At 62.6% G+C, this 17765-nt stretch carries 15 protein-coding genes; 10 read left to right on the forward strand and 5 right to left on the reverse strand.

Going from position 1 to position 17765, the window contains the following annotated elements; all coding sequences use genetic code 11:
• Positions 1-144: 144 nt before the first annotated feature.
• From ACP8IT_RS02685 to ACP8IT_RS02695, 3 genes are read left to right on the forward strand one after another with little or no spacing between them, the layout of a single operon-like run.
• A complete protein-coding gene (locus ACP8IT_RS02685) occupies positions 145-2709 on the forward strand; it encodes a nitric-oxide reductase large subunit (RefSeq protein WP_005277288.1) in 2565 nt (854 codons plus the stop codon).
• A complete protein-coding gene (locus ACP8IT_RS02690; protein WP_490290342.1) occupies positions 2709-3353 on the forward strand; it encodes a hypothetical protein in 645 nt (214 codons plus the stop codon). The genes ACP8IT_RS02685 and ACP8IT_RS02690 overlap by 1 nt, the downstream gene beginning before the upstream one ends.
• On the forward strand, positions 3354-4190 hold the full coding sequence (locus tag ACP8IT_RS02695) for an SPFH domain-containing protein (RefSeq protein WP_023028350.1): 837 nt from the start codon (positions 3354-3356) through the stop codon (positions 4188-4190).
• Positions 4191-4194: 4 nt separating this feature from the next.
• Here the strand turns inward: ACP8IT_RS02695 and ACP8IT_RS02700 are convergent, their stop codons facing one another.
• Both ACP8IT_RS02700 and pdxR read right to left on the reverse strand, forming a co-directional pair.
• A complete protein-coding gene (locus ACP8IT_RS02700; protein WP_023016815.1) occupies positions 4195-4392 on the reverse strand; it encodes a hypothetical protein in 198 nt (65 codons plus the stop codon).
• Between the two features lie 37 nt (positions 4393-4429).
• A complete protein-coding gene (gene pdxR / locus ACP8IT_RS02705) occupies positions 4430-5746 on the reverse strand; it encodes a MocR-like pyridoxine biosynthesis transcription factor PdxR (protein WP_490290343.1) in 1317 nt (438 codons plus the stop codon).
• 81 nt (positions 5747-5827) lie between these two features.
• Here pdxR and pdxS point away from each other — a divergent pair, with 81 nt between their 5' ends.
• The gene (pdxS, locus tag ACP8IT_RS02710; RefSeq protein ID WP_126318381.1) at positions 5828-6715 is read left to right on the forward strand and encodes a pyridoxal 5'-phosphate synthase lyase subunit PdxS; all 888 of its coding nucleotides are present in this window, start codon (positions 5828-5830) and stop codon (positions 6713-6715) included.
• A 10-nt stretch (positions 6716-6725) separates the two neighbouring features.
• On the forward strand, positions 6726-7334 hold the full coding sequence (gene pdxT, locus ACP8IT_RS02715) for a pyridoxal 5'-phosphate synthase glutaminase subunit PdxT (RefSeq protein ID WP_490290344.1): 609 nt from the start codon (positions 6726-6728) through the stop codon (positions 7332-7334).
• Here pdxT and ACP8IT_RS02720 read toward each other — a convergent pair.
• The 3 genes from ACP8IT_RS02720 to ACP8IT_RS02730 all read right to left on the reverse strand — a co-directional run bounded on the left by ACP8IT_RS02720 (position 7331) and on the right by ACP8IT_RS02730 (position 13698).
• Positions 7331-9400 carry a M3 family metallopeptidase gene (locus tag ACP8IT_RS02720; RefSeq protein ID WP_490298658.1) on the reverse strand — a complete coding sequence of 690 codons (2070 nt, stop codon included), beginning with the start codon at positions 9398-9400 and terminating at the stop codon, positions 7331-7333. The two genes, pdxT and ACP8IT_RS02720, sit on opposite strands and share 4 nt — an antisense overlap.
• Positions 9401-9455: 55 nt before the next feature.
• A complete protein-coding gene (locus tag ACP8IT_RS02725) occupies positions 9456-10886 on the reverse strand; it encodes a PepSY-associated TM helix domain-containing protein (RefSeq protein ID WP_490290346.1) in 1431 nt (476 codons plus the stop codon).
• Between the two features lie 598 nt (positions 10887-11484).
• On the reverse strand, positions 11485-13698 hold the full coding sequence (locus tag ACP8IT_RS02730; RefSeq protein ID WP_490290347.1) for an NADP-dependent isocitrate dehydrogenase: 2214 nt from the start codon (positions 13696-13698) through the stop codon (positions 11485-11487).
• A 191-nt stretch (positions 13699-13889) separates the two neighbouring features.
• Here ACP8IT_RS02730 and ACP8IT_RS02735 point away from each other — a divergent pair, with 191 nt between their 5' ends.
• The 5 genes from ACP8IT_RS02735 to ACP8IT_RS02755 are packed head-to-tail and all read left to right on the forward strand — an operon-like array spanning position 13890 to position 17756.
• Complete coding sequence (locus tag ACP8IT_RS02735) at positions 13890-15143, forward strand: MFS transporter (RefSeq protein ID WP_302524857.1); 1254 nt, start codon at positions 13890-13892, stop codon at positions 15141-15143.
• 35 nt (positions 15144-15178) lie between these two features.
• Positions 15179-16072: an exodeoxyribonuclease III gene (locus tag ACP8IT_RS02740; RefSeq protein ID WP_490290348.1), complete on the forward strand. Its 894-nt coding sequence runs from the start codon at positions 15179-15181 to the stop codon at positions 16070-16072.
• On the forward strand, positions 16072-17019 hold the full coding sequence (locus ACP8IT_RS02745; RefSeq protein ID WP_005277314.1) for a trimeric intracellular cation channel family protein: 948 nt from the start codon (positions 16072-16074) through the stop codon (positions 17017-17019). Before ACP8IT_RS02740 ends, ACP8IT_RS02745 begins: the two co-directional genes overlap by 1 nt.
• A gap of 50 nt (positions 17020-17069) precedes the next feature.
• Complete coding sequence (locus ACP8IT_RS02750; protein ID WP_005277318.1) at positions 17070-17261, forward strand: hypothetical protein; 192 nt, start codon at positions 17070-17072, stop codon at positions 17259-17261.
• A gap of 15 nt (positions 17262-17276) precedes the next feature.
• Positions 17277-17756: a DinB family protein gene (locus ACP8IT_RS02755; protein ID WP_126318391.1), complete on the forward strand. Its 480-nt coding sequence runs from the start codon at positions 17277-17279 to the stop codon at positions 17754-17756.
• Positions 17757-17765: the final 9 nt, after the last annotated feature.

The following is a 17765-nucleotide window of genomic DNA, read 5'->3' on the forward strand; positions in this document are numbered from 1 at the left end:
ACCGATTTTCCCAATAATGCCCGCGTGCGGTCTGGCGGATGTGGGCGAATGGGGGTAGGGGTCTTCCGTTCGACTATTTAACACCGCTTTGTCCGTTCATAATGATGTATGTCGAACTCTCTACAACTGTGAAAAGGACACTTTATGGCCACCACCACGACTGGGGTTGAAGACCGGAAGAAACCGGTCCTCAAGGTGAGCAACGTGTGGGTGCAGGGCATCGCCCTCGTCATGATCTTTGGCTTTTTGGTCATGGGATTTTTGGCGTACCGCACTTATGACGCATCCATGCCGTTGCCGGAAAAGATTGTCTCCGAATCCACGGGCGAAACGGTCCTCACCAAGGACGAAATCACAAACGGCCAGGCGCTGTACCAGGCCCGCGGCCTGCAGCAATACGGCTCCGTGCTGGGGCACGGTGCCTACCTGGGCCCGGACTACACGGCGGAGTACCTGCGCCGCGCCCTCGACCACGCCCGCGAGGAAAATGACGCGAACGGTATTCCCGATTTCGTTGATTCTTCCGCCACTCCCGAAGAGGCCGTGGTTGAAGAATTCCGCACCAACCGCTATGACGAAGAAACGGGCGTACTGGAGTGGACCGATAACCAGATTTCGGCGTTCGAGGCCAATAAGGACTACTACGCGCAGTACTTTGGCCCGGATTCCCACAACAGTGGCTTGCCGTCGGACTTTATTACCGATGAGCAAGACATCAATAACCTCGTCGGCTTCTTCGGCTGGACCGCGTGGGCTTCGGCGGCAGAGCGTCCGGGCCACGACTATTCCTATACCAATAACTGGCCAGCGGAATCGCGCGTGGACAACGGTCCGACCGCGGATCTCGTGGTGTGGTCGGTGCTCTCGCTCATCGCGCTTATCGGCGGTACCGGTCTGATCTTTGCGATTTACGGTCGGTGGTCCAAGTCCATCGGCTGGCATTCGGAAGAAGCACCGAACCTGGACTTTAAGCAGCCGGGCGAGGTTGGGCTGACCAAGTCGCAGAAGGTGGTGGCTTGGTTCGTCCTGGTCATTGCGTTGCTGTTCTTAATCCAGGCGCTACTGGGTGCGGCCAGCCAGCACTATCGCACGGAACTAACCGGCTTCTTTGGCATCCCGCTGCAAGAAATCCTGCCCTATAACGTCTCGCGCACCTGGCACGTGCAGCTTTCCCTCCTATGGACCGCCGGCGGGCTCTTGGCGGCCGGCATCTTCCTGGCCTCGTTCGTGGGCAAGAAGGAACCGAAGAAGCAGGATTGGCTCGTATGGTTCCTGCTCGGCGCCATCGCGGTCGTGGTCTTTGGATCCATGGCCTTTGAATGGCTTTCCACCATGGGCTACATCGAAGAGGGCACGCTATTTTCCCAGCAATGGGAATACCTGGACCTGCCGCGCTTCTTCCAGGTGCTGCTTACCATCGGCATGTTCGTATGGATTGGCATCATCTACCGCCAGCTGCGCGGCCGCCTGAAAAACGAGCACAAGTCCAATATGCCGTGGCTCTTCTTCTTCGCCGGCCTGGCCATCCCAGCGTTCTACGCGGTGGGCAACCTGGCGGGATCGGAAACCCACATCTCCGTCGCGGAGTTCTGGCGCTTCTGGGTGGTTCACCTGTGGGTGGAAGACTTCCTCGAGCTATTTACCACCGTCATGGTGGCCTACGTCTTCGTCCTGCTCGGCGTGGTTCGCGAAAAGATCGCCCTGGGCATCATCTTCTTGGACGTCATCCTCTATTCCACCGGTGGCGTGCTGGGCACGATGCACCACCTGTACTTCTCGGGCACCCCGGTCGAGCACATGGCCCTAGGCGCATTCTTCTCGGCCGCCGAGGTCGTGCCGCTGACCCTGTTGACCGTTGAGGCATGGACCTTCATGCAGCTGGGCTCCCGCCAGCGCGCCTCGGGCGAGCGCCCCTTCCCGCACCGCTGGGCAGTGATGTTCCTGGTCTCCGTCGGTTTCTGGAACTTCTTGGGCGCGGGTATCTTCGGCTTCCTCGTCAACCTGCCTATCGTTTCCTACTACGAAATCGGCACGGCCCTTACCGCGAACCACGCCCACGGCGCGATGATGGGCGTCTACGGCTTCCTGGCCGTGGGCCTGTCGGTCTTTGCGCTGCGCTACCTCATCCCCAAGGACAAGTGGTCCGATAAGGCCATGGGCTGGGCCTTCTGGCTGCAAAACCTGGGCCTGCTGTGGATGGTGGTCATTTCGCTCCTGCCGCTGGGCATCATGCAGCTCTACGAATCCGTCGGATCGGGCTACGTGGAAGCGCGGTCGCTGGGCTATATCACCCAGCCCGGCAACTTCATCATGGAATGGCTGCGCCTGCCTGGCGATGTCATGTTCCTCCTCGGCGTCCTGCCCTTCCTCTGGATGGCGTTGCGCGGCGTGCTCTACAAGAAGGAGATCCCAACGGTGGAGGAGCACCCAACCAACCCGCTGTTTAGCATCATCACCCCGGACGAGGACGACCACGCGGGCGAGGTCCCCGTGGGTTCCTCGGTGGGGCTGGTTTCGGGCGGCAAGGGGCGCGTCGACAAGCGCAGCTCCACGGGCCGGCGCTACGGGTACATCGATGAGCGCGGTGCCTTCGTTGAGGAGGAAGATCCCGATGCCGAGCGCGGCGATTCAGCCACCGCGCCGCGCCAGGAATTTGAATCGCGCACCAAGTGGGGCGGTACCTACCGCTCGGATAAGAAGGACGACTAATGCCGGGTGCATTTACCGTACTATCCGCGTGCTACGGGCTCTTCCTGCTCGCAGTGGCCTGGGTATTCGACCTGCTCGCGCAACAAACCGCCAACCGCACCATGTCCAACCAGTCCGGCACGTTCCGGTACTTGGAAGACCACGATGCTTGGCGATGCCCCGAAGATCACTGGCTCTGGCCCTCCAGCTTCGACCCAGAAAACCGCGTCATGCGCTACCGTGCGAACCCGACCGTGTGCAATACCTGCCCGGTCAAGCAACAGTGCACGGTCTCGCACCACGGCCGGGAGGTCACGCGCCAATTGGACCCGTGGCCGCATTCGGATTCGGGGCGTTTCCACCGCGGCATCGCGCTGGCGGTCGCGGCGATGGGCTACCTGCTGCCGTTGGCCTCGCTGATTAGCTATCATTCGCCCACGGAGGTGGCGTTGACACTGGCCACGGTGCTCATCATTACCGGATTCGGCGTGTACCCGCTGGCCCGCCACCTGTGGAATACGCCCTCGAACGCGCCGCAGCTTGTGGTGCCGGAGATGGATAACCGCGAGGCGGAATTGGCGGCGCAGGTTGATCGCTATGGTTCGAAGTACGGAAAATCCACGCGCTATCGCTCGGTGCGTCAAGAACTGGAAGGGGAAGTCTAAGTGTCCGCTCCCGTATTCTGGCCGATCGTCATCGGCATCATCATCGCCCTCATCGGGGTATTTTTGTCTTACTCGCTCAAGGTGATTAAGCAGTATGAGCGGGGCGTGACCTTCCGCTTTGGCCACCTGCGGCCGATGCTGGAGCCGGGGCTGCATTTCTTGCTGCCGGGCATCGATAAGCTGGAGCGCGTGGATTTGCGCGTGGTGACGCTGACGATTCCGCCGCAGGAAATCATCACTAAGGACAACGTGTCCGTGCGCGTGAATGCGGTGGTCATGTTCGAGGTTACCGATTCGAGCAAGGCGGTCCTCGAGGTCGAAAACTACGCCGTGGCCACCTCGCAGATTGCGCAGACCACCCTGCGTTCGCTCTTGGGGCGGGCGAGCCTCGATGATTTGCTGGCCCACCGCGAGGAGCTCAACGAGGACCTGGCGGCGATCATCAACGGCCAAACCGAACGGTGGGGAGTGCTCACCCGCATCGTGGAGATCAAGGACGTAGAAATCCCAGAGATGATGCAGCGCGCCCTAGCGCGCGAGGCGGAGGCGGAGCGCGAGCGCCGTGCCAAGGTCATTTCGGCCCACGGTGAGCTGCAGTCCTCCCGCGAGCTGCGCGAGGCCGCCGAGGAGCTGGGCAAGGCCCCGGCGGCGCTGCAGCTGCGCTACCTACAAACGGTGCTGGAGCTCGGCGCGGACCAAAACTCCACCATCGTCTTCCCACTGCCCATAGACATCATGGGTGGCTTCATGGAAAACCTGGGCACCTTTAATAAGGGATTTAAGGAATTCAGCGAGAACTTCTCGCAGGCGGTAAATACGGAAAAGCCTGCGGACTAGGCGCTTAAGAATGCGGCCCCTGCCCAGCGGAGGGGCCGTTTTTCTGTGCCTCTCGAAGTTGCGCGATGGCCTGCGAATTCTGCTTAATATCATTGGAATTGCGCGCGACCTGCACGATTAAATAAATGACACCGGCTATAAGTCCGATGTAGATAGCTAGCGGGATGAGCATGAGCAGAAGTTCGAGCGGGCCAAGCGTCATTCTTACGTCTTTCTGTGCGAGGGCATTTAAATTCAGGCTAACATTCGCGTTGCGCGGCGGCGACCGCGCTCAGGCTGTGGCGCAGGTCGTCATCGCTTAAATGACCAAAACCTAAAACGACGCCGTCTTCGGCGTCCACGCCGCCCCAGTATTCGCGCAGCGGAGTCAGCTTGATGCCGCGGGCGGCGGCACGCGGGACGATGGCCGGGTCGCACAGCAAAACCGCATGTAGACCGCCATTGATGGGCAGTAGGCGCGCGGCGGGGAGAGAGCCCAGGGCATCGGCCACGAGGTCGCGGCGGCGCTTATAGGTCCGGCGCATGCGGCCGGTGTGGCGCCGCAGCGCCCCGCTGGCCAGGTAATGGGCGAGCGCGGCCTGCGGGATGGTACCGACCGGCTGGCCAAAGATATCGCGCTGCTTGTCGATGCCCCCGCGCAGCCTATCCGGGACCACCACATAGCCACAGGCGATGGACGGCGAAATCACGGTGGAAAAGGTCCCGAGCAACACGGTGCGCTCTGGGGCGAGCGCGGCGAGCGCGGGCAGTGGCTGGCCTACGTAGCGCAGCTCGGAATCGAAATCATCCTCGATGAGTAAAGCGCCGTGCTGGCGGGCCCAGGCCACGAGTTCGGCGCGGCGTTCGGCCGGCAGCGACGCGCCATACGGGTACTGGTGGCTTGGGGTGACAATCAGCGCGTCGAGGTCGGTGGCCGGAACGGTAACGCCGTCGGCATCGGTGGGCGCGTTTACTAATTGATGGCCCAAGGCCTGCGGGATGCGCCGCAGGCTGGGATAGCCGGGAGATTCGACGCCGACGCGCAGCGCGGTGCCCAGCGTACGCAGCACGAGCGCGAGGCCATCGCGGGCACCGGCGGTGATGACGATGCGCCGCGGATCCACGCGCAGCCCGCGCATGTGGCGCAGGTGGTTGGCGATGTGGTGGGGGAGTGGAGGGGCATCGGAAAGCGGCTGGGCGGCGGCATCGCGCCAGGCCGCGCGCCATTCGGGGGTGATAATGCCGGCGGTATCGGGCAGGCCGGGGGTCAGTTCCAAGAGGTCGGGTGTGGGAGGGGGCTGCGGCGCGGGCTCGGGGCGCGGCGGCGGGCTGTGGGGCAGGCGGGGGTTGATGACGGTGCCGGAGCCGACTTCCGCGCTGAGGTAGCCCTCGGCAGTGAGCTGCTCATATGCGGTAACGACACTGCCGCGGGAGACGCCGAGCTGGGTGGCCAGAGTGCGCGTGGAGGGCACGGGCTCGCCGGGAAGCAGGGCGCCGGAGGTGACATCGGCGCGCACGGCGGCGGCAATTTGCACAGGCAGGGCGCGCGTATCGGCGGGGTCGAGGCGCAGGGGCATGAACACAGTATAAGTGGTACACCCCAACACGCGGGAAATGGTTCTTTACTTGTACCACTTGAGCAGGGCAGTATAGAGTGCATGACCGAAAACATTGCGACCACGCGCGTGAAACGTGGACTAGCTGACATGCTCAAGGGCGGCGTCATCATGGACGTCGTAACCCCGGAACAGGCGCGCATCGCCGAGGATGCGGGCGCGAGCGCCGTCATGGCACTTGAGCGCGTGCCTGCCGATATCCGCGCCCAGGGCGGCGTGGCCCGCATGTCCGATCCGGAGCTTATCGAGGGCATCGTCGACGCCGTATCCATCCCCGTGATGGCGAAGGCGCGCATCGGCCACTTCGTCGAGGCACAGATTCTGGGCGAGCTCGGCGTGGACTTCATCGATGAGTCCGAGGTGCTCAGCCCAGCCGATTACGTCAACCACATCAATAAGTGGGACTTCGACGTGCCGTTCGTGTGCGGCGCGACCAACTTGGGCGAGGCCCTGCGCCGCATCACCGAGGGTGCGGCCATGATTCGATCCAAGGGCGAGGCCGGCACTGGCGATGTCTCCGAGGCCGTCAAGCACCTGCGCACCATTCGTGCGGAAATCGCCCGCCTGCAGCACCTCGACCGCGACGAGCTGTACGTCGCCGCCAAGGAACTCCAGGCGCCGTATGACCTGGTTGCGGAGGTTGCGGAGACGGGCAAGCTGCCGGTCGTCCTCTTCGTTGCCGGCGGCGTGGCCACGCCTGCCGATGCCGCCCTCGTCCGCCAGATGGGTGCCGAAGGCGTCTTCGTGGGCTCCGGCATTTTCAAATCCGGTAACCCGTCGGCGCGCGCGGAGGCCATCGTGAAGGCCGCTACGCTTTACGATGACCCCGCCGAGCTCGCCAAGCTCTCCCGCGGCCTGGGTGAGGCCATGGTCGGCATCAATGTCGGCGATGTGCCGGCACCGCACCGCCTGGCCGAGCGCGGCTGGTAATCGCGTGGTCATGCCACAAGAAGCTAGCGCCACGATCGGGGTGCTCGCGCTGCAAGGCGGCGTGGAAGAACACCTGCACATCCTCGAAGGCCTGGGGGCGGACACGCGCCGGGTGCGCGTGCCGCGCGACCTCGAGGGCCTGGATGGGCTGGTGATTCCGGGCGGGGAGTCGAGTGTCATCGACAAGCTCGCCCGCACCTTCGGCGTGGCAGGTCCGCTGCGCGAGGCCGCGGCCGCAGGCCTGCCCGTGCTCGCCACCTGCGCCGGGCTGATTTATTGCGCCCGCGAGCTGGATAACCCCTCGCCGGGCCAGCAGACCCTGGGGCTGCTCGATATCACCGTGCGGCGCAATGCCTTTGGCAACCAGCGTTTTTCCGCCGAGCGCACCGTGCCGGTCGTGGTCGGGGAAGAAACGCTGCCCATCGAGGCGAGCTTCATCCGCGCCCCGCTGGTCACCCGCGTGGGCGAGGGCGTGGAGGTCATCGCGACCGTGCCGCGCGACGGCGCGGAGGAGGCGGTCGTGGGCGTGCGCCACGGCGCCGTCACCGCTTTGAGCTTTCACCCGGAAGAAAACGATGAGGCGCGCGTGCACGCCGCCTGGCTGGACAGTATCCGCTAGGCGCCGGAGAGGCTGCGGCGCTTGAGCAGCGGCGCGACGTCCTTATCGCGCCCGCGGAAGTCGCGGTAGGCCGCGCCGAAATCGCGGGAGGCGCCCCGAGAGAGGATGAGGTCCCGGAACTTTTGTCCTGCGGCGCGCAGATCGCTTTGCTCCTTGAACCACTCGAAGCCATCGGCATCGAGCGCCTCCGCCCACAGGTAGGAGTAGTAGCCCGCGGAGTAGCCGCCGGCGAAGATGTGGTTGAAGTACGTTGAGCGGTAGCGCGGGGCGATGTGCGGGTTATCCAGGCCCACCGCGCGCAGGGCCTCCTCCTCGAATGCGTCCACGGCCTCCGGGGTGGCCTCCAGCGTTGCGGCGTCCTTGGCGCTGAGCGAATGCCACGCCAAATCGATAATGGAGGCCGCCAAGTACTCCGAGGTGGCAAAGCCCTGGCCAAACTCGGAGGCGGCGGTCACGGCATCGAGCAGCTCATCGGGGATCGGTTCGCCGGTGTCGACGTGGCGCGCATACTGCTTGACCAGTTGCTTATCCAGCGCCCAGTTCTCATTGATTTGCGAGGGGAACTCCACCCAGTCGCGCGGGACGTTGGTGCCGGCGAAGGTGGGGTAGTGGACATCGGAAAGCAGCCCGTGCAAGGCGTGGCCGAATTCGTGGAAGAGGGTGTGCACCTCGTCCAGGCTCAGCAGGGGCTGGGAACCATCGGCGGGCTTGGTAATGCCCAGCACGTTGACGATGACCGGCTTGCGCTCCAGCAGGCCTGACTGGCCCACGAACTGGCTCATCCACGCGCCACCGCGCTTGGTGGGGCGGCCGAAGTAATCCGTGAGCAGCAGGCCGATTCCCTTATCGCCGTGCTCGACGTTATCTTCGTGTTCGTCATTTTCTCCGTGCTCGACACCCTTGTCGAGCACCTCCCAGACGCGCACGCCCTCGGCATAGCCCTCCAGGTCCTCGCGCGGGGCAACGGTAATGCCGTACAGGCGCTCGGCAGCAGCGAATACGCCCTGGGTAAGGACCTTGTCCAGGGGGAAGTACTGGCGCAGTTCCTCCTCGTCGAGCGAGAAGTCGCGGGCGCGGACCTTGGATTCCCAGTAGGGCCAGTCGGCGGCGTGGAAGTTTTGCTCGTTGAGCGTGGCTTCCTCGGCTAGCAGCTTGTGCTCGCCGGCGGCATTGGCCGCGGCGGCGGGAGCGAGGTCTGCGAGCATGTCGCGCGCGGCGTCGGCGCTGCCAGCGGTTTCTTCCGCGATGACGTAATCGGCGTGGGAGGCATAGCCCAGCAGCTCGGCGCGCTCGGCGCGCAGCTGGACGGCCTCGATAAGCCCTGGAATGTTGTTCTCGGAGCCCCTGCTTGCCGATGCCGCATAGAGCTTCTTCCGCGCCCCCTCCCGAGCCAGGCGGGACTGCTCCGATTGCACGGTAGGCAGCTCGAGCGGAATGACGTAGCCTTCGCGGCCTAGGGCCTTGGCATCCGCCTTGGCCGAGGCGATGCGTTCCGGCGGCAGGCCCTCGAGCTCTTCCTCCGTGAACTCGACGGCGTGCTCGCGCGTGGAGGCCATGAGATTGCGGCCGAATTCCTCCGATAGGGCGGACAGGCGCTGGTTGATATCGGAGAGGCGGGCCTTGCCGGCGGCATCGAGATCCGCTCCCTGGCGCGCAAAGGTGCGTAGCAGGTGTTCGTGCAGGCGCGCGCCCTCCTCATCGCCGGCGGGCGGGGTAGCGTCCTTGATGCGCTGATAGAGCTTTTCGTCCTGGTACATCGCGTCGTAGTGGGCGGACAGGCGCGGATAGATATCGGCGGCGATCTCTTCCATCTCATCGGTGACGTCCGTGCCAGAAAGATTGCCAAAGACCGACATCACGCGGTCGAGGTCCTGGCCGGAACGCTCGAGGGCTTCCACGGTGTTTTCCCAGGTGGGGGCAGCGGGATTTTCAGTAATGGCGGAGATTTCGGCATCGTGGAGCGCGAGCGCTTCGTCGAAGGCGGGGCGGTAGTGCTCGACCTTGATCTCCGCAAACGGCGGGAGTTGGTAGGGCAATGATGAAGGGTGGAGTAATGGATTAGTCATAAATGACCAATGTACCCATTTACTCCACCCTGTGTGATGGCTTTCACTAAGATTGCTAGCCCACGGGAACGAGCTCCGCGTCTTCATCCTTCTTCTTTGGCGCGGTGGCCTTGCGCTTTCCGGTATTCATCACGATGATGTCTAGTACGAGGAATGCGGCAAGGGTAATGCCCAAAAGCGGCATAAATACACCGACGGTGGCGGCAAAGAGCGCGCCCAGGCCGGTGGTGGCCCAGGAGAAGTGCCGCTTGGAGCCAGGTGCAAATTGCGGCCGACGCTTCCACCACATGTAGTAGCCCAGAACAACCATGGCGGCAATGGCGAGGCCGAGGGCGAAGAGGGCAATCTGCAGCGGTAGGCCAAACATGATGCCCATGTGCAGGTAGATGCCCCAGCTGCTGAGCTTGCTAAATAGCGGCAGCTCGGAGAAAGGCAGGCGGTCGATGACCTCGCCGGTGGAACCGTCGACGGATATCTCATCGGAGGTATAGCGCCACTCGACCCAGCGCTCGCTGACCTTCCACCCCGAGTTGGTGTCCTCCGGGGCGTACAGGCGCAGCGGGCCCGTTAGTCCTTCCGCGCGGCCGGTGGCATAGACGCGCTCGGCCTGCTCGGCGATGACCTCCGGCTCCGGCGCTTCGCCCGCAGCTTCCGCATCCCCGCCGTGAGCGCCGTGGGCGCCGTGAGCACCGTGGCCTTCGTGCCCGGCGTGGGTATCGTGTCCGCCATCGGCGGAGGAATCGGTGGCGAGCGCGGTTTCAACCGGCGTGGCCTTCCAGTTCATCTTTTCCACCACGGAATTGACGTTCTCGCCGGCCAGCTGGGACCAAGTAATGCCGGTGGCGGACAGGCCAATAAGCCCGATGAAAATCCAAGCGCCCATCGTGGAGTGCAGGCGGGTGGCCTTCCAGCGCTTGGAGCGCTGTGGCTGCTTCTTTAGCGGTGCGGCAGCCTTCTTGGGCCGGCGGCGAATCCACCACATGTAAAGGCCGCCGCAGGCTAAGACCCACAGCCAGGAGGCGGCTAGCTCGGAATAGAGCTCGCCCGGCTGGCCTAGGTGGAAGCTTTCATGCAGCGAGGAGATCCAGCGGCGCAGCGGCATTTCGCCCAGGCCGGAGTAGGTGGGGTAGTCACCAATGACCTCGCCATCGGCCGGATTAATAAACACGGTGCGCTGCAGGCTCTCGTCGATGCCCGGATCTGCCACCAGCACGCGCGTGGAGTCCGTCGCCGATTCCGCCGGCCACACCTGGGAGACCGGCATATCCGGGTGCTCCTTTTGGGCAGCGCTGATTTGGTCCTCCAGGCTTACCGGGTTATTTACTTCCTCAACGGTCATGACGTCGCGGTAAGCAAACTTTTCCAGGGTCGGCGCTAGGGCGTAGAGGCAGCCGGTCAATGCTGCGATCAGGATGAAGGGGCCGACGAACATGCCGCCGTAGAAGTGTATGCGTTGGATGAAGGAACGCAGAGCCGTCCGACTCATAAAATAGTTCTCTTTCGTGCTTAGTGGTCAGTTGCATGGGTGCTGATATCAACTGCACTAATAGTCGGAACTTAGGCAACCCTGGTTCCCGGAAGGTGAAAAAATTTTTTCAGTTGTGTGAAATTGAAGGAGCGAAAACGACGACACTGCGCGCCCCAGTGAAGGGAACGCGCGGTGAAAATTAGCTGGTGAAGAAGCTTTTACTTTCTCAGGCCATCGATGAAGTTGTTCCTGGTTTCCTCGGCTAGCCGCTTGTGCTCGCCTGCCGCGTAAAGAGTTTTTGCGGAACCCAATCCTTATGCTGCTCAGCTAGTACGGCGCCGACGAGGCGGAGGTCAGGTCCGTTGGATCGATATGATGGTCGCCCTATTGTGCACGGCCGTGAGGCTTACCACGAGCTCCACACCACGCTAGCGGGCGCAACCGTTTTGGCTTGAGAAGCAAGAAACGAGCAAGAAAAAGTTTGCGCAGTTAGATGGGTAGATTTGGTGATAAAAGCGGTTGTTTTGGCCGGATTTCGGCGAACGAAGCAAGAAAAGACCGCCTCGAACTCCGAGGAGTAATCGAGGCGGTCTGTGGCTAGAAACCTAACGCGGGTTTACTTCTTCAGGCCATCGATGATCTCGTTGAACTGTGCGACAGGGCGCATGACAGCGGAGGTCTTCTCGTCGTTGGGCCAGTAGTAGCCGCCGAGGTCGGCGGGCTCACCCTGGGCATCGATAAGAGCCTGGGAGATTTCATCGGCCTTGCCGGAAAGGTCGGAGGCGACGTCCTTGAAAGTGGCCGCGAGATCGGCATCCTCGGTCTGGTTAGCCAGCTCCTCGGCCCAGAAGGTGGCCAGGAAGAAGTGGGAACCGCGGTTGTCGTTCTCGCCCACCTTGCGGGATGGGGACTTGCCCTCGTTCAGCAGGCGCTCGGTGGCCTTGTCCAGGGTGGTGGCCAGCACGCCGGCCTTCTCGTTGCCGTTGGTCTGGTTCTCGTGGCGGAAGGACTCGGCCAGCGCCAGGAACTCACCGAGGGAGTCCCAGCGCAGGTGGTTTTCTTCCTGCACCTGCTGGACGTGCTTCGGGGCGGAGCCGCCGGCACCGGTCTCGAAGAGGCCGCCGCCTGCCATCAATGGAACCACGGACAGCATCTTTGCGGAGGTACCCAGCTCGAGGATGGGGAAGAGGTCCGTGTTGTAGTCACGCAGCACGTTACCGGTCACGGAGATGGTGTCCTCGCCGCGGCGGATGCGCTCGATGGAGGTCTTGGTAGCGGTGACCGGATCCTGGATCTCAATGTCCAAGCCCTCGGTGTCGTGGTCCTTCAGGTACTTTTCCACCAAGGACTGGATATTGCGGTCGTGGCCGCGCTCTGGGTCGAGCCAGAAAATGGTCTTCATACCGGACAGGCGGGCGCGGTTGACGGCGAGCTTGACCCAATCCTGGATCGGCTCGTCCTTGGTCTGGCAGGCGCGCCAGATATCGCCGGCCTCGACGTCGTGCTCGATGAGCACCTCGCCCTTGGAGTTGCGGACCTCAACGGTGCCGTCCGCGGGAACCTTGAAGGTCTTGTTGTGGGAGCCGTACTCCTCGGCCTTCTTAGCCATCAGGCCGACGTTTGGCACGGTACCCATGGTGGTGGGGTCAAAGGCGCCGTTTTCCTTGCAGTCCTCGATGACGGCCTGGTACACGCCGGCGTAGGAGGAATCTGGGATGACGGCGAGGGTGTCCTGCTCCTCGTCGTTCTTATTCCACATGTGGCCGGAGGTGCGGATCATTGCCGGCATGGAGGCGTCAATGATGACATCGGAAGGCACGTGCAGGTTGGTGATGCCCTTGTGGGAGTTGACCATGGCGAGATCGGGGCCATCGGCAAGCGCGGATTCGAAGGCAGCCTTGATCTCCTCGCCATTGTCGAGCTTGTCTAGGCCCTCCAGGATGGAGCCCAAGCCGTTCTCGCCGTTCAGGCCGGCGGAGATGAGCTCGTCGCCGTACTTATCAAAGACATCGGCGAAGTAGGTGCGCACGACGTGGCCGAAGAGGATGGGGTCAGAGACCTTCATCATGGTGGCCTTCAGGTGGGTGGAAAAGAGCACGCCCTCTTCCTTGGCGCGCTTGACCTGCTGCAGCAGGAACTCATCGAGGGCCTTGGCGGACATGAAGGTGCCGTCGATGACCTCGTCCTTAAGTACCGGCAGCTCCGGCAGCAGGGTCTGCTCGCCGTCGGCGGTCTTCAGCACGATGGACAGGGTATCTTCCTCGGGGATGATGACGGACTTCTCATTGTGGCGGAAGTCGTTATCGTCCATGGTGGCGACGTTGGTCTTGGAATCCTTGGACCACTCGCCCATGCGGTGGGGGTGCTTCTTAACAAAGTTCTTTACGGCCTCCGGCGCGCGGCGGTCGGAGTTACCTTCACGCAGGACGGGGTTAACGGCGGAGCCCTTGACGGAATCGTAGCGGGCCGCGATGTCCTTTTCTTCGTCGGTGGAGGGATTATCCGGGTAATCAGGCAGGTCGTAGCCGGCGGCCTGCAGCTCGGCGATGGCCTTCTTTAGCTGCACCAGGGAAGCCGAAATATTCGGCAGCTTGATGATATTAGCCTCTGGGGTCTTGGCCATTTTCCCCAGCTCAGCCAGGGCGTCTTCCACCTTCTGCTCCTCGGTGAGGCGCTCCGGGAACTGCGCGGCGATGCGGGCAGCCAGGGAAATATCGCGGGTTTCTACGTCAATGCCCGCGGTGGAAGCGAAGGCCTCCACGATGGGCTTGAGGGAGTAGGTCGCCAGAAGCGGCGCCTCATCGGTACGGGTCCACGTAATCTTAGCCATGATTCTCCTATTAAATGTGGGAAAATTTCTTCAGATGACCAGATTACCGATTTTGTCCGCTCCATGTGGAGCGCTCGGTACATTCTGGGGCTGGGTGGCATCGGTCACGGGGCCATGCGCTGGGTAAATCTCTTCACCTGTCCACGCCCTGAACATGCTTTATGCCCAGGTGGGGTGTATCGTCGCCCCTCGTGAAAATTATCGATCAGTTAAGCCCGCGCAGCGCCCATGAACACCGCATTCACCGTCGGCCTTTGCCCCGCCAGACGGAGATTTCTACCGCGCGCCGCACCATCGTCATGGTGGCGATGGCCCTTGGCGCGTTTGCTATCGGTACCACCGAGTTCGTCTCGATGGGCCTGCTGCCGCTGATCGCGGAGGACTTCGGGGTTTCTGAGGATACCGCCTCCACGCTGATTACTACCTACGCCCTCGGCGTGGTGGTCGGTGCGCCCCTGATTGCGGCGTTTACCGGCAAACTCCCGCGCCGCCGCCTTATCCTCTTGCTTATCGGCTTTTTGGTGGTGGGCAACCTGCTGTCGGTCCTTGCGCCGAATTACTGGGTGCTCATGGTGGCCCGTTTTATCGCCGGCATGCCCCACGGTGCGTACTTCTCCGTGGCCAACCTGTCTGCGGCATCGATGGCCCCTCCCGGCGGGCGCGGCAAGGCCATGGCGTTTGTGGGCATGGGCCTTGCCATCGCCACGGTCATCGGCGTGCCCGCGGCACAGGCCTTGGGTTCCGCGCTGGGCTGGCACGCGGCCTACCTGGTGGTCGTGGTCATCGGCCTTATTACCGCCGTGGCCCTGTTCTTCCTCATGCCGCACATGACGGAGATGAAACAAACGGATATCCGCACCGAGTTCGGCGCCTTCAAAAACAGCCAGGTGTGGCTCACCGTCATCATGGGCGTGGTCGGTTTCGGCGGCATGTTCTCCGTCTATACCTATATCTCCTGGACCATGACCGAGGTCGCGGGCCTGAGCGATAGCCTGATTTGGGTCGTGCTCATGGCCTACGGCATTGGCATGACGATTGGCAATGCCTTTGGCGGCTGGTTGGCGGACCGCAACCTCGAATTCGGGATCATTTTCGCCTTGGCCAGCCTGATCATCATCCTCACCGCCTTCTACTTCCTTTCCAGCCACGCCATCCCGGCCACCATTTGCTTTGGCATGGTGGCGTTTATGGGCTCCACGCTGGTTCCCTCCCTGCAACTGCGCTTGGTCCACGTGGCAGGCGATGCCCAGACCTTATCCGCCGCGCTCAACCAGTCCGCGCTCAATATCGCGAACGCGGCCGGTGCGACCATCGGCGGCATCGTCGTCGGCGCGGGCCTGGGCTACTCTGCTCCGGCGCTGGCGGGCGCCGGCTTGGCGGCCGCAGGCTGCGTTGTGTGGGCGATAACAATGTGGGATAAAAAACGCCTTGCCAATCGCGGCTAGAACTACCACCGCACACGCCTATATTCTGGAGCACCATGAGCCTTACCATCGCTAGCGTCAACGTCAATGGAATCCGCGCCGCCTGCAAGCAGCGCAATGAGAATAACCCCGGCATGAATGCCTGGTTGGAACAGACCCCGGCCGATATCGTGCTGATGCAAGAGGTCCGCGCCACCCCGGACCAAGCCACAAAGGCCCTGGCGCCCGCCCTGGAGGCGGGCTGGCACTTGGAGCTTGCCGATGCCGCCGCTAAGGGCCGCGCCGGAGTCGGCATCCTCTCGCGCACGCCGCTTGCCGATGTCGAAATCGGTTTCGGCTCCTTCACCGATGCCGGCCGCTGGATTGCCGCCACCACCCGCGATATCCGCGTGGCCTCGCTGTATCTGCCTTCCGGTGATACCGATTCGCCGAAGCTGGATGAAAAGTACCGCTTCTTGGACGAATTCGATTCCGTGCTGGCAGAAAACGCCGATAAGGACATGGTCATCGGCGGCGACTGGAATATCTGCCACCGGGCCCAAGACTTGAAGAATAATAAGGCCAACGAAAAGAAAGCCGGCCACCTGCCGGAAGAGCGTGCGTTCTTAGACCACGTCTTTGGCAGCTTCCCGGATGAGGCGCCGCAGGAGAAAAAGAACCTGGGCGAATGGCTCGGCGTCGTAGACTACGCGGGCACCACGCCGTGGGAGCCGGCCACCGCGCCGCAGTGGTTCGACGTGGCGCGCCGGCTCCACCCAGAATCCGACGGACCCTATACCTGGTGGACCTATCGCGGCCAGGCCTTCAATAACGATGCGGGCTGGCGCATTGATTACCAGGCCGCTACCCAGCCGTTGCTCGATCGCGCGCAGCGCACCTGGGTGGATAAGGCCCCGACCGTGGAGCAGCGCTGGTCCGATCACTCGCCGCTGCTGGTGGAATACGTCTGATGTCGCCGCTATTTAGCGTCCTGTACGTCATCGGCATTACCGCCGAGTCCATGACGGCTGCGCTATCGGCCGGCCGACAAAAACTCGACCTGTTCGGCGTGACGATGATCGCCTCCATCACGGCGCTAGGCGGCGGCACCGTCCGCGATATCGTGCTTGCGGATCCACCGCTGACCTGGGTGGAACACCCCATCTATCTGGTCATCGTCATCGCCGCCGCCATCGTCACGGTGGGCATGTCCTTTCTCATGCACTATTTCCGCCACCTCTTCCTCATCCTCGATGCCTTGGGGCTGGCGGTCTTTTCCGTGCTGGGCACCCAGATTGCCGCGCACTTGGGCTACGGCTTCATCATCGCCTCGGTATCCGCGGTCATCTCCGGCGTCTTCGGCGGCGTGCTGCGCGATCTGCTCTCAGACCGCATTCCGCTGGTATTTTCCGGAGAATTTTATGCGGCCATCTCGATCCTGGCGGCCGGACTCTACATGATCCTCCTGCGCGCCGGGCTATCGGAGGAACCCACGGCGATCATCACCGCCCTAGTCTGCTTTAGCGCGCGCCTTGCGGCTATCTACTTTAAGAAGGGCCTGCCCGTCTTCGAGTACCGCGACGGCGAGCAACAGATGGATCCGCGCCTGCGGCTATCGGCGCGCATCGTGCGCGATGGTGCCCGCCGGGCCAAGCGGAAGGCGGGCGCGGCCACCCGCTACGCCAGCCCGATTACCCGGCCGCTGATTCGTAACAAGCGCACCGCAAGCGATTTTTCCTCCCCGCTCAGCCTCGAGGAGCTAAATAGCAACCGGATCGCGCGGCCGACCGCTCACGCATCCATTACCCGCCCCAGCGGCAAGCACTCGCCGGGAGCGAGGGGAGTGGATGTGCAGCAGCAATGGACCTTCAACAAGGAGGATGTGGGCAGGCAAAGGACCCCCAAGCACAAGCAGTAGTGCTAGTATTAACACGTTAAAAATTTCGAAATCTGCAACGGAGAAAGTTCATGGCTCGCGCAATTATTCCTTTTGTCCTTGGCGCCGTAATCCTCGCCCTGAGCATCTGGTGGTGGACCGCTGTCGGACCGTCCTTCGCCTTCCTTGGCCCCATCGTCCTCATGGGCGTCGGCGGTGCCTTCATGGTGACCGGTTTCGCCGTCTTCATGGACATCGTCAGTCCCACCTCCCGCAAGGTCTAAGGGCGCGGTCTGGCGATGAGGGCTATCGATCTGCTTACGGACATGGCGCAACGCCCGCTCGATGCGCTCGCCGCATTGCCGGATCTGACTAACGAGACCGCCAATGCGCACTTTGGTGATCACCCGAATTCGATCACGTGGCTGCTATGGCACACCGGCCGCATGGCAGACCTGCAGCTAGCGCAACTGACTGGGGAAGAAGAGCTGTGGCAGCGCTACGACCTCGACCTGCCGGATGCCATGGGCTATGGCCAATCGGCGGAGGAAGCGCGTGCGGTGACCACGCAGGACATCGGCAAGCTCCGCAGCTATACCCAGGAAGCATTGGAGCAGGTCAAGGCGTATGTGACCTCGCTGGAGGATGACAACCTCGATGACGTGATCGACACCTCGTGGACGCCGCACGTTACCCGCGGCGTCCGGCTGGTCTCGATTTTTGATGATGCCGCGCAACATCTTGGGGCGGCCAATCAACAAGCAAAAATGACGGAGTAACATTACCTG

The organism is Corynebacterium sp. LaCa_23 (assembly GCF_058182375.1).

Coding starts and splice junctions, on each gene's coding strand:
- ACP8IT_RS02685 (WP_005277288.1), top strand. CDS start 145: ATGGCCACCACCACGACTGGGGTTGAAGACCGGAAGAAACCGGTCCTC.
- ACP8IT_RS02690 (WP_490290342.1), top strand. CDS start 2,709: ATGCCGGGTGCATTTACCGTACTATCCGCGTGCTACGGGCTCTTCCTG.
- ACP8IT_RS02700 (WP_023016815.1), bottom strand. CDS start 4,392: ATGACGCTTGGCCCGCTCGAACTTCTGCTCATGCTCATCCCGCTAGCT.
- pdxR (WP_490290343.1), bottom strand. CDS start 5,746: ATGCCCCTGCGCCTCGACCCCGCCGATACGCGCGCCCTGCCTGTGCAA.
- pdxS (WP_126318381.1), top strand. CDS start 5,828: ATGACCGAAAACATTGCGACCACGCGCGTGAAACGTGGACTAGCTGAC.
- pdxT (WP_490290344.1), top strand. CDS start 6,726: ATGCCACAAGAAGCTAGCGCCACGATCGGGGTGCTCGCGCTGCAAGGC.
- ACP8IT_RS02720 (WP_490298658.1), bottom strand. CDS start 9,400: ATGACTAATCCATTACTCCACCCTTCATCATTGCCCTACCAACTCCCG.
- ACP8IT_RS02725 (WP_490290346.1), bottom strand. CDS start 10,886: ATGAGTCGGACGGCTCTGCGTTCCTTCATCCAACGCATACACTTCTAC.
- ACP8IT_RS02730 (WP_490290347.1), bottom strand. CDS start 13,698: ATGGCTAAGATTACGTGGACCCGTACCGATGAGGCGCCGCTTCTGGCG.
- ACP8IT_RS02740 (WP_490290348.1), top strand. CDS start 15,179: ATGAGCCTTACCATCGCTAGCGTCAACGTCAATGGAATCCGCGCCGCC.
- ACP8IT_RS02745 (WP_005277314.1), top strand. CDS start 16,072: ATGTCGCCGCTATTTAGCGTCCTGTACGTCATCGGCATTACCGCCGAG.
- ACP8IT_RS02750 (WP_005277318.1), top strand. CDS start 17,070: ATGGCTCGCGCAATTATTCCTTTTGTCCTTGGCGCCGTAATCCTCGCC.
- ACP8IT_RS02755 (WP_126318391.1), top strand. CDS start 17,277: ATGAGGGCTATCGATCTGCTTACGGACATGGCGCAACGCCCGCTCGAT.